The sequence below is a fragment of the Streptomyces sp. NPDC049577 genome, assembly GCF_040675635.1.
GTDB lineage: Bacteria > Actinomycetota > Actinomycetes > Streptomycetales > Streptomycetaceae > Streptomyces.
This window is the reverse complement of sequence record NZ_JBFAPH010000216.1, coordinates 1-11119: the sequence shown is the minus strand read 5'-3', so window position 1 is coordinate 11119 and position 11119 is coordinate 1. Positions and strand designations below refer to the sequence as shown.

Annotated in this window: 10 protein-coding genes; 7 read left to right on the top strand and 3 right to left on the bottom strand. The window is 73.2% G+C overall.

Going from position 1 to position 11119, the window contains the following annotated elements:
* Positions 1–56 precede the first annotated feature (56 nt).
* The 6 genes from AB0K09_RS22510 to AB0K09_RS22485 all read left to right on the top strand — a co-directional run bounded on the left by AB0K09_RS22510 (position 57) and on the right by AB0K09_RS22485 (position 6756).
* Positions 57–398 (top strand): helix-turn-helix domain-containing protein, encoded by a 342-nt coding sequence (locus tag AB0K09_RS22510; protein WP_366067163.1) that lies wholly within the window; start codon positions 57–59, stop codon positions 396–398.
* Between the two features lie 116 nt (positions 399–514).
* Positions 515–1360: a 2-oxo-4-hydroxy-4-carboxy-5-ureidoimidazoline decarboxylase gene (uraD, locus tag AB0K09_RS22505; RefSeq protein ID WP_366067162.1), complete on the top strand. Its 846-nt coding sequence runs from the start codon at positions 515–517 to the stop codon at positions 1358–1360.
* Between the two features lie 7 nt (positions 1361–1367).
* Positions 1368–2291: a factor-independent urate hydroxylase gene (gene pucL / locus AB0K09_RS22500; protein WP_366067161.1), complete on the top strand. Its 924-nt coding sequence runs from the start codon at positions 1368–1370 to the stop codon at positions 2289–2291.
* Between the two features lie 17 nt (positions 2292–2308).
* The gene (locus AB0K09_RS22495; RefSeq protein WP_366067160.1) at positions 2309–3685 is read left to right on the top strand and encodes an 8-oxoguanine deaminase; all 1377 of its coding nucleotides are present in this window, start codon (positions 2309–2311) and stop codon (positions 3683–3685) included.
* Between the two features lie 168 nt (positions 3686–3853).
* Complete coding sequence (locus AB0K09_RS22490; protein WP_366067159.1) at positions 3854–5308, top strand: nucleobase:cation symporter-2 family protein; 1455 nt, start codon at positions 3854–3856, stop codon at positions 5306–5308.
* On the top strand, positions 5251–6756 hold the full coding sequence (locus AB0K09_RS22485; RefSeq protein ID WP_366067158.1) for a YfcC family protein: 1506 nt from the start codon (positions 5251–5253) through the stop codon (positions 6754–6756). Before AB0K09_RS22490 ends, AB0K09_RS22485 begins: the two co-directional genes overlap by 58 nt.
* A gap of 124 nt (positions 6757–6880) precedes the next feature.
* Here AB0K09_RS22485 and AB0K09_RS22480 read toward each other — a convergent pair whose 3' ends face one another.
* The gene (locus AB0K09_RS22480) at positions 6881–7777 is read right to left on the bottom strand and encodes a LysR family transcriptional regulator (RefSeq protein WP_366067157.1); all 897 of its coding nucleotides are present in this window, start codon (positions 7775–7777) and stop codon (positions 6881–6883) included.
* Positions 7778–7854: 77 nt separating this feature from the next.
* Between AB0K09_RS22480 and AB0K09_RS22475 the strand changes: the two genes are divergently transcribed.
* The gene (locus tag AB0K09_RS22475) at positions 7855–8568 is read left to right on the top strand and encodes a hypothetical protein (protein ID WP_366067156.1); all 714 of its coding nucleotides are present in this window, start codon (positions 7855–7857) and stop codon (positions 8566–8568) included.
* Positions 8569–8709: 141 nt separating this feature from the next.
* On the opposite strand, the gene aceB is transcribed toward AB0K09_RS22475, so the two are convergent.
* Positions 8710–10335, bottom strand: coding sequence for a malate synthase A (aceB, locus tag AB0K09_RS22470; RefSeq protein ID WP_366067155.1), 1626 nt, complete (start codon positions 10333–10335; stop codon positions 8710–8712).
* A gap of 63 nt (positions 10336–10398) precedes the next feature.
* Positions 10399–11052 carry a nucleotidyltransferase family protein gene (locus tag AB0K09_RS22465; RefSeq protein WP_366067154.1) on the bottom strand — a complete coding sequence of 218 codons (654 nt, stop codon included), beginning with the start codon at positions 11050–11052 and terminating at the stop codon, positions 10399–10401.
* Positions 11053–11119 lie beyond the last annotated feature (67 nt).

Here is an 11119-nt window from a genome sequence, read left to right as displayed (position 1 = left end):
CAAGGCCGGTGACGGGCTCATCGCCCAGTACACCGGTGTGAAGTGGGAGGACGGCGATGGGCGGGACGCTGCTCGACCCCGAGCAGGCCGGGCCGGACGACGTGGTGCTCTGCTGGGAGGGCCGCGAAGTCGTGGCCGTACGGCTGCCGCATCTGTCCGCCTCGCTGGACGGCATCCTCGCGGACCTGGAGCGCCGGCACGGCAAACCGCTCGCCGAACTGGACCGCAAGACCAAACAACGCGTCGTGCGCAACCTGGAGACGCGCGGCGCCTTCTCCCTCCGGCACGGCGTCGAAACGGTGGCCGCCGCGCTCGGCGTCAGCCGCTTCACCATTTACAACTACCTCAACCGGGAATCGTCGGCGGCGCGGACCGCCGAGCCCGGTGAGCCCCTGTGACCGGTGCGCCGGCCGGACCCCGGGCAGAGTTCAACAAACTGTTGACGCGGGGCCCCGCAGGGGGTTGGCTATGCGCAGCTCGTCCGAGCGCAGCGACAAGCGCCACGGAGGTTGCCGTGTCTGCGAGTTCGACGCCGGGGCTCACCCGGTTCAACGCGGCCGGGGAGGATGACGCCCGGGCCGCGCTGCACGAGGTCTGCGCGAGTGCCGCGTGGGGCGAGGAGATCCTCGCGGGGCGTCCGTACCGCGATGCCGAGTCCCTGCTGGCGGCCGCGGAGGCCGCCACGGAACGGCTCGGCCCGGACGATCTGGCCGAGGCCATGGCCGGGCACCCGCCCATCGGCCGGCCGCAACCGGGGGACGAGACGTCCGCCCGCGAGCAGCGCGGCATGGCGGACGCCTCCGCCGCGCTCACGGCGGAGATGCGCGAACTCAACCTGGCCTACCAGGAGAAGTTCGGGCACGTCTTCCTCATCTGCGCCACCGGCCTCACCGCCGGACAGCTGCGTGACGCGATCCGCCACCGCATCGGCGAACCGCCCGACCGCGAACGCACGACCGCACGACGCGAACTCGCGAAGATCAACCGGATCCGGCTGGCCCGGCTCCTCGAACAACCGGGTCCGGTCTCCGTCTCCACGCACGTCCTGGACACCGGCGCCGGCCGCCCCGCCCCGGGCATCGCCGTGAGCCTGTCGGTCCGGGAGAAGGGCGGCGCGGACTGGCGGCCGCACGCCGCCTCCGCGACGGACGCGGACGGCCGCTGCGTCTTCCCCCCGCTGCCGCGGGCGGAGCCCGGCACCCGCGCCCGGCTGGTGTTCGAGACCACAGGGCACCCGTCCGCCACCGGGGAAACGTTCTTTCCCGAGGTCACCGTCACCTTCGCCGTCACACCCGGCGAGCACTACCACGTACCGCTGCTGCTCAGTCCGTTCGGCTACTCCGTATACCGAGGGAGCTAGCAAGCCCATGACCGACGATCGCCCCGGACCGGCCGTGCTCGGCCAGAACCAGTACGGCAAGGCGGAGAACCGCGTCGTACGGATCACTCGCGACGGCGCCACCCACCACATCAAGGACCTCAACGTCTCCGTCTCCCTCACCGGGGACATGGAGGACGTCCACCTCACCGGCTCCAACGCCAACGTCCTGACCACCGACGCCACCAAGAACACCGTCTTCGCCTTCGCCAAGGAGCACGGCGTCGACTCCGCCGAGGAGTTCGGCATCCATCTGGCCCGGCACTTCGTGACCAGCCAGGACGCCATCCGCACCGCCCGGATCCGCATCGAGGAGTACGCCTGGGAGCGCATCGAGGCCCCGGGCGCCGGGGAGGCGAAGCACTCCTTCGTGCGCAAGAACCAGGAGATACGCACCGCGCAGATCGGCTACGACGGCCATCGCTGGCAGATCGTCTCCGGACTCAAGGACCTCACCGTCCTCAACTCCACCGCCTCCGAGTTCCACGGCTACGTCAAGGACCGCTACACCACGCTCCCCGAGACCCGCGACCGCATCCTCGCCACCCAGGTCCACGCCCGCTGGCGCTACGGCTGGACGGACGAGGCGACCCCCATGCCGCCCTGGGACCTCGCCTACGAGCACACCCGCCGGCACCTGCTGCACGCCTTCGCCGAGACCTACTCCCTCTCGCTCCAGCAGACGCTCTACCAGATGGGCGCGCGCGTCATCGAACAGCTGCCGGAGATCGACGAGATACGCCTCTCCCTCCCCAACCGCCACCACTTCCTCGTCGACCTCGAACCGTTCGGGCTGAAGAACGACAACGAGGTCTACTTCGCGGCCGACCGCCCGTACGGCCTCATCGAGGCGACCATCCTGCGCGACGGAGCCGAACCCGCCATCCCGGTGGACATGACGAACCTTCCCTGACGCCCGGAGGAACCACCGTGGCAGCGACCCCCCACCGCATCGTCATCGAGAACTGCGCCATCGCGACCGTGGACGCGCACGACACCGAGTACGCCTCCGGACACATCGTCGTCACCGGCAACCGCATCGAGTCCCTCGGACCCGGCCCCGCGCCACGGGACCTCCCGGACGTCGCGCGCCGCGTCGACGGCGGCGGGCACCTCGCCACACCGGGCCTGGTCAACACCCACCACCACTTCTACCAGTGGCTCACACGCGGCCTCGCACAGAACGCCGGCCTCTTCGACTGGCTCGTCGCCCTCTACCCCACCTGGGCGCGCATCGACGAGCCGATGGTCCACGAGGCCGCGCGCGCCTCCCTCGCGATGATGGCGCGCGGGGGAGTCACCACCGCCATGGACCACCACTACGTCTTCCCCCGGGGCTGCGGCGACCTGCTCGGCGCGGAGATCCGGGCCGCCCGCGAACTGGGCGTGCGCTTCCACGCCGCGCGCGGCTCGATGGACCTCGGCACGTCCGACGGCGGGCTGCCGCCCGACTTCGCCGTCGAGCCGACCGAGGACGCCCTGGCCGCCACCGAAGAGGCGATCGACACCCACCACGACCCCTCGCCCGACGCGATGCTGCGCATCGCCGTCGCGCCCTGCTCGCCGTTCTCCGTCTCCACCCGTCTGCTGCGCGAGGCCGCCGCGCTCGCCCGCCGCAAGGGCGTCCGGCTGCACACGCACGGCTCGGAGACCAGGGAGGAAGAACACTTCTGCAAGGAGCGGTTCGGCATGGGGCCCACCGACTACTTCGAGTCCACCGACTGGCTCGGCGACGACGTGTGGATGGCCCACTGCGTCCACATGAACGACGCCGACATCGCCGCCTTCGCCCGCACCGGCACGGGCGTCGCGCACTGCCCGTCCTCCAACGCGCGCCTGGCCGCCGGCACGGCGCCCGTGCCCGCGCTGCTGCGCGCGGGCGTCCCGGTGGGCCTCGGCGTCGACGGCACGGCCTCCAACGAGTCCGGCGAGCTGCACACCGAGCTGCGCAACACCCTGCTGGTGCACCGTCTCGCCGGCGGCGAGAAGGCCATGGACGTCCGCCGGGCGCTGCGGCTCGGCACCCACGGCGGCGCGCGCGTGCTCGGGCGCGCCGGGGAGACCGGCTCGCTGGAGCCCGGCAAGCTCGCCGACCTGGTGCTCTGGAAGCTCGACGGCCTCGGGCACTCCACCATCGCCGACCCGGTGGCCGCCCTCGTCCTGGGCCCGCCCGCGCCGGTCACGCTGTCGCTGGTCGACGGGCGCCCGGTCGTCGAACACGGCCGTCTGCTGACCGCCGACGAGGACGACATAGCCCGCCGCGCCCGGGACCAGTCCCGCCGCCTGGCCCGCATCGCGGCGGGCTGACGGGCCACCGGCCCGCACTCGAAGAGCTCGGCCGAGGGGGACGGCCCTCGGCCGGGACCCGGTGGTCCCTGGGCGGGGCCCACCGGGCCACGCCGGCCGGGGGCGCGCGGACAGCCTCTCGCCCGTGCCCCCCGGCCGGTACGCCGAACACCATGAGGGAGGTCCCGCATGGCCCCGGAAGCACACGCAGTGGACCAGGTGCCCCGCCCCGGCCGGCTGCTCGCCGGCGGGCTCCAGCACGTCGCCGCCGGCTACGCCGGTGTCGTGGCGCCCCCGCTGGTCGTGGGCGCGGCTGTCGGACTGTCCCCGTCCGACCTCACCTTCCTCGTCGGGGCCGGCCTGTTCACGGCCGGCGTCGCGACGCTGCTCCAGACCATCGGGTTCTGGAAGGTGGGGGCGCGGATGCCGTTCGTCAACGGCGTCTCCTTCGCCGGCGTGGCGCCCATGCTGGCCATCGCGGACGCCATGCCCGGCAAGGGGGACGCGCTCCCCGCCGTGTACGGCGGTGTCATGGTGGCCGGGGTGCTGGGCTTCCTGCTCGCGCCGTACTTCGGCCGCCTTGTGCGCTTCTTCCCGCCCGTCGTCAGCGGCACGGTCATCACCCTCATCGGCATGACCCTGCTGCCGGTCGCCTTCGGCTGGATCCAGGGCGGCCATCCCGAGCGGCCCGCGTCCCCCCTGAACCTGGGCCTGGCCGGGGCGACACTGGCGATCGTCCTCGTCCTGCGCCGGGTGCTGCGGGGCTTCGCGCGGCAGATCGCCATCCTGCTCGGACTCGTCGCCGGCACGCTCGTCGCCCTGCCGGCGGGCGCGGTCGACACCACGGCCACCCGGCAGGCGGCCCTCGTCGGTTTCCCGGAGCCCTTCCACTTCGGGCACCCCGTTCTCGCGCTGCCGGCGATCGTTTCCATGTGCGTGCTGATGCTGGTGTGTATGACGGAGAGCACGGCCGACATGCTCGCGCTCGGCCGGATCGTCGGTCGCGAAGCCGATGAGGAGGTCATCGCGGCGGGGCTGCGGGCCGACACGCTCGGCTCCGCCCTCGCGCCGCTCTTCAACGGCTTCGCCAACAGCGCCTTCGCCCAGAACATCGGCCTGGTCGCGCTGACCCGGGTGCGCAGCCGGTACACCGTCGCCGTGTGCGGGCTGACGTTCGTCCTCCTCGGGCTGAGCCCGGCCGTCGCCTCGCTCGTCGCGCTCGTCCCGCAGCCGGTGCTGGGCGGGGCCGGCATCGTGCTCTTCGGGACGGTCGCCGCGAGCGGCGTCAACGTCCTGCGCGAGGCGGGGCTCGACCGGGGCGACAATCTGATCGTCGCCGCCGTCTCGCTCGGCATGGGCATGATCCCCGTCGTCTCCGGGACCTTCTACGACGATCCCGCGATCCCCGCGACCCTCAGGATCATCCTCAACTCCGGCGTCAGCGCAGGATGTCTGACGGCCGTCCTCCTCAACCTCGCCTTCCACCACCTCGGCGGCAAGCGCGTGGCACCCCCGGAAGAAACGCCACGTACGACACAATCTGGGCAAAGTGCTGGTCCGGTGGTGACGCGGAGAGGTGTGCCGGCGTGGAACAGGAAGAAGCGGAGAGGAGGAAGCGCGGCTTCGTCTTCCCCAGCGCGCTGACCGTCCTCGCGGCGGTGACCATCGTCGTCTGGGCCCTCACCTTCGTCATCCCCTCCGGCGCCTACCGGCGTAATCCCGAGGGCAACCCGGTCCAGGGCAGCTACCACCACGAGGCGGCCCCGGGCGACTTCGTCCACCGCCTCGGCGACCTCTTCCTCGCACCCGTCAACGGCCTCTACGGCGTGCGGGACGCCGCGACCGGCCAGGTCGCCCCCGACGCCGCCGGCACGCTGTACGGCAGCGCCGGTGTCTTCCTCTTCGTCCTCGCCATCGGCACGTTCATCACCGTCGTCTTCGCCACCGGCGCCCTGGACCGGGGCATCGAACGCCTCGCCCACCGGCTGCGCGCCCGGGGCGCGCTGCTCATCGCCGGGGTCATGACCGTCTTCTCCCTGCTGGGCACGGTCGAGGGCTTCGCCGAGGAGACGCTGGGCTTCTACGGGCTGCTCGTCCCGCTCATGCTCGCCCTCGGCTACGACCGGATGGTGGCCACCGGCACCATCATCCTCGGCGCGGGCGTCGGCGTCATGGCCTCCACCGTCAACCCCTTCGCCACGGGCGTGGCCTCCTCGGCCGCGAGCATCTCGCTGGGCGACGGCATCGTCCTGCGGTCCGCGATGTGGCTGGTACTCACCGCCGTCGCCATCGGCTACGTGGTGCGGTACGCGCACCGGGTGCGGGAGGAACCCGCCCGCTCCCTGGTCGGCTTCCTCCCCGGGGACCGGGAACTGGCGGCCCAGGCCGCCGAACCGCCGGAGCTCACCGGGCTGCAGAAGGCCGTCCTCGCGACCGTCGCACTCGTCTTCAGCTTCATGATCTTCTCGGTGATCCCGTGGGCGAGCGCCCTCACCGGCCGGGCCGACGCCACACCCTACGGCTGGGAACTCGACTGGTCCTTCGCTCAGTTGGCGGCCCTGTTCATCGTGGCCGCGCTGCTCGTCGGCATCATCGCCCGGCTGGGCGAGCAGCGGCTGAGCGCCACCGTCGTACAGGGCGCGGCCGACTTCATCTCACCCGCCCTGGTGATCGTGCTCGCGCGCGGGGTCACCGTCATCATGAACAACGCGAAGGTCACCGACACCGTGCTGCACTCGATCGAGGGCACGGTGTCCGGGACCTCGGCGGCGGTCTTCGGCGTCCTGGTGTACGTCGTCAACCTGCCGCTGGCCTTCCTGATCCCCTCCACCTCGGGCCACGCGACGCTGGCCATGCCGATCCTCGCGCCGCTGTCCGACTTCGCCCGCGTCTCGCGCGCGGTGACGGTCACCGCCTGGCAGGCGGCCAGCGGCTGGATGAACCTCTGGGTGCCCACCACGGCGGTGGTGGTGGGCGGGGTGTCACTGGCCAAGGTGGGCTACGACCGCTACCTGCGCTTCGTGTGGCCGCTGCTGGCCATCCTGGCGGTACTGATCTGCGGCTTCGTGGCGGTGGGGGCGATCGCGACGTGACGCCCTTCCGGCGGACCGGGGCCGGCGGACCGGGGCCGACGGGCCGGTCGCGGCGGCCGTCGATGCCGCCGGACCGGCGGTGTTCGCGCCGGGCCGCAGTCCGGCGCGGAGCTGCCGGACGTCCCTAGCGCCCCTCCGGCAGGTCATGGCGGACGAGGTCTGCCAACCGGCGGGCCGGCTCCGTCGGACTGGCCGGGTGGACGAGTTCCGTGCGGTGCACCAGGCGGGGCTCCGTCACCCGGACCGCCGGGCCGCCGAGCGTGGTGGCCAGGGGCAAGGGAAGCGCGGCGAGGCCGTGGCCGGCGGCGACCAGGGCGGCGAGGCCGTGCAGGTCGGTTCCGTGGTGGCGGATCCGGGGGCGGAAGCCGTCCGTGCGGCAGACCGCGCGCAGGCGGTCCAGGGGGACCGCCGTGTCGGGAGCGTCGATCCACTGCGCCTCCGTCAGATCCGTCAGCCGCACCGAGCCGCGCCCCGCCAGGGGATGGCCGCCGGGGAAGAGCACCGCCAGCGGCTCCTCGGCCACGGCCAGGGTGGTGGTGGGCCCGAGATCGGGCAGCGGGAGCGGATCGCTGGGGGCGGCGGCGCCGTCGACGAGACCGAGGTCGGCGCGCCCGGTGAGCACCTCCTCGATCACCGCCTCCCGGCCCAGCGTGCGCACCTCGACGTCCAGGGGCCCGGCGGCACCCCGCAACCGGGCCAGGGCCCGCGCGACGGCCGGGCCCAGCGCGGCGGGCGAGCAGGCGAGGGCCAGCCGGGCGCGCCGGACGTGGTGCAGCCGGGCGAGGTCGGCGCGGGCGGCGTCCAGGCGCAGCAGCAGGGCGGGCACGTGCTCCATCAGCCGCTCCCCGGCCGGCGTGGCGGCCACGGGGCGGCGTTCGACCAGCCGGGTGCCCAGATCGGCCTCGAGGGCGGCGATGTGCTGGGAGACCGCTGACTGGGTGTAACCCAGGGCCGAGGCGGCGCCGGAGAACGAACGGTGGTCGAGGACCGCGACGAGAGTGCGCAGCAGATGCGGATCCATGTGCATCAGTATCGCTTATGCGAAGTGCAGTGATCATCGTTGGACGTGATGCGGGGCCGGGCCGCAGGATCGACGTCATGAACCACATCACCGCACGCATCGCCCTCGTCGGCGACCGCTCCGACGCCGTCCGTTCCCACACCCGCATCCCCGGCCTCCTGGAGGCCATGCGGGTGCGCGACGGCCTGGACCTGGACGCCTACTGGATCCCCACCGAGGACGCCGGAGCGGGCATGGACGGATTCGACGCGGTCTGGGTCCTGCCCGGCAGCCCCTACCGCAGTGAGACCGCCGTCCTGGAAGCGATCCGCGCGGCGCGCGAGGGCGGTATCCCCTTCCTGGGCACCTGCGGCGGGTTCCAGCACGCGCTGCTGGAGTTCGCCCGCAACGTCTGCGGCGTGACCCGGGCCGGCCATGCCGAGAACGACCCGGGCGTCGCCGAGGAGGACGCCGTCGTCGTCCCGCTGGCCTGCTCCCTGGTCGGCCACGAGGGCACCGTCAAGGTCGTCCGCGGTTCCCGGGCCGCCCGGCTGCTCGGCGCCGAGCGCACGCAGGCGCGCTACCACTGCAACTACGGCCCCCATCCGCGCCACCTCGGCGTCCTGCGCGAGCACGGCCTGACCTTCACCGGCACCGACGAATCCGGCGACGTCCGCATCGCCGAACTGCCGGGCCACCCCTTCTTCCTGGCGGCCCTCTTCCAGCCGGAGCTGGACGGCGACGGCACCCGCGCCCACCCGCTGATCACCGGACTGGCCACGGCCGCCGTCGACCACGCCCGCACCCGATGAGCGCCCCCACCGGACCGTCCCGGCCGAGCGCCCTGTTCCGCGCGTGGCTGCGCGCGTGCACCGTGCCCGGGGCGCACGCCCGCAGCCCGCTCGCTCCACCGTGCGACGCCGCGATCGGCGCCGCACGTCACGCGGGCGAGATCAGCGGTACCCGTCCCGGAGACGGTCGTAGGCAGGGACCGTGAGGAACTCCGCGAAGTCCTCGTCCAGGGCCACCCGCAGCAGCAGATCGTGGGCCTCCTGCCAGCGCCCCCCGGCGAAGGCCGCCCCGGTCTCCTCGCGGACGGCCGCGAGCTCCTCGTCCGCGATGCGCCGGACCAGCTCGGCCGTCACCTTCTCGCCCGTCTCCAGCACCACCCCGGCGTTGATCCACTGCCAGATCTGGGACCGGGAGATCTCGGCCGTGGCCGCGTCCTCCATCAGGTTGAAGATCGCCACCGCGCCCAGACCGCGCAGCCACGCCTCGATGTAACGGATCCCCACCTGCACGGCGTTGACCAGCCCGGCCCGGGTCGGCCGGGCCTCCAGCGAGTCGACCGCGAGCAGCTGACCGGCCGTCACGCGCACGTCCTCGCGCAGCCGGTCCTTCTGGTGCGGGCGGTCGCCCAGCACCGCGTCGAAGGAGGCCCGGGCGAGGGGGACCAGATCGGGGTGGGCCACCCAGGACCCGTCGAAGCCGTCCCGCGCCTCGCGGTCCTTGTCGGCCCGGACCTTCTCGAACGCCGTCCGGTTGACCTCCGGGTCGCGCCGCGAGGGGATGAAGGCCGCCATGCCCCCGATGGCGTGCGCGCCGCGCTTGTGACAGGTGCGCACGAGGAGTTCGGTGTACGCGCGCATGAACGGGGCGGTCATGGTCACGGCGTTGCGGTCGGGCAGCACGAACCGCTCGCCCGCGTCCCGGAAGTTCTTCACGAGGGAGAAGAGATAGTCCCAGCGGCCGGCGTTGAGGCCGGAGGCGTGGTCGCGCAGCTCGTAGAGGATCTCCTCCATCTCGAACGCGGCCGTGATCGTCTCGATCAGCACGGTGGCGCGCACGGTGCCGTGCGGCAGCCCCAGGTGCTCCTGGGCGAAGACGAACACGTCGTTCCACAGCCGGGCCTCGAGGTGCGACTCGGTCTTGGGCAGGTAGAAGTACGGGCCCTTGCCCAGTTCGAGCAGGCGCCGCGCGTTGTGGAGGAAGTAGAGGCCGAAGTCGACGAGCGCGCCGGGCACGGGCCGGCCGTCGACGGTGAGGTGACGCTCGTCGAGGTGCCAGCCGCGCGGGCGCATGACGACGGTCGCGAGCTCGGCGGCGGGGCGCAGCGCGTACGGCTTGCCCTCGGGTGTCGTGAAGTCGATGCGGCGTGCGTACGCGTCCATCAGGTTGAGCTGGCCGTGGACGACGTTCTCCCAGGTGGGGGAGGAGGCGTCCTCGAAGTCCGCGAGCCACACCCGGGCGCCGGAGTTCAGGGCGTTGACGGTCATCTTCCGGTCGGCGGGCCCGGTGATCTCCACGCGCCGGTCCTCGAGCGCCGGCGGCGCGGGGGCCACGCGCCAGTCGGGGTCGTCGCGGATGTGCGCGGTCTCGGGCAGGAAGTCCAGCCCGCCGGTACGGGCGATCCCGGCGCGGCGCTCGGCGCGCCGGGCGAGCAGCTCGTCCCGGCGGGGCGTGAACCGCCGGTGCAGGGCGGCGAGGAAGGCCAGGGCCTCCTCGGTCAGCACCTCCTCCTGCCGGTCCAGGCGGGGGGCGTCGACGACGGCCAGCGGGGACGGCGCTGGTGTGGGCATGGGGTGTCACTCCTTCGGCCGGCGATTCTGCTCAGTGGAGAATAGTTTTCTCATAGCGGAACTTCAATGGTGTCCCTGAGTGCCACCGGGAGGGGCGCCGGGGGTGAAGTCCCGGTCGAGCAGGGGGAGATCGCCGGGGGCGTCGATGTCGTCCGGCGCGGCGACGTCCCCGCACTCGACGGCGACCAGGGCGCCGGCGTGTTCCCGCAGATAGGCCCGGGCGCCCCGGTCTCCGGCGGCCGAGTGTGCGACGGCGGCCCAGTGCGCGCGCCCGAGCAGGACGGGATGGCCACGGATGCCGCCGTACGCCGCCGTCACCAGATCCGCCCCGGCCCGGTGCGCGGCCAGCACGCGCGCCACCGCCCGCGCACCGATGAACGGCTGGTCGACGAGCGTCACCACGGCGGCATCCGCCCGGGTGCCGGCCAGCGAGGCCAGACCCGCGCGCAGCGACGAGCCCATGCCCTCCCGCCACTGTTCGTTCTCCACGAGGACGACGCCGCCCGGCAGGACGGCGCGGGCCCGGACCTCCGCCGCGCCCGCGCCCAGCACCACCTGCACCAGGCCGCAGCCGCCCTCGAGCAGGGCCGCCACCGCGAGCTCCACCAGCGGCCGGCCGCCGCGCTCCAGCAGCGCCTTGGGCCGCCCGCCGAGCCGCCGCCCGCCCCCCGCCGCGAGGACCAGCCCCGCGGCGGGCCCCACCGGTACGTGTTCCATCGCCCTTGCATAGCGCACGCGGGACCACATGTGCCACGGATGTCTGTTCGTCACCCGAACGTGAACG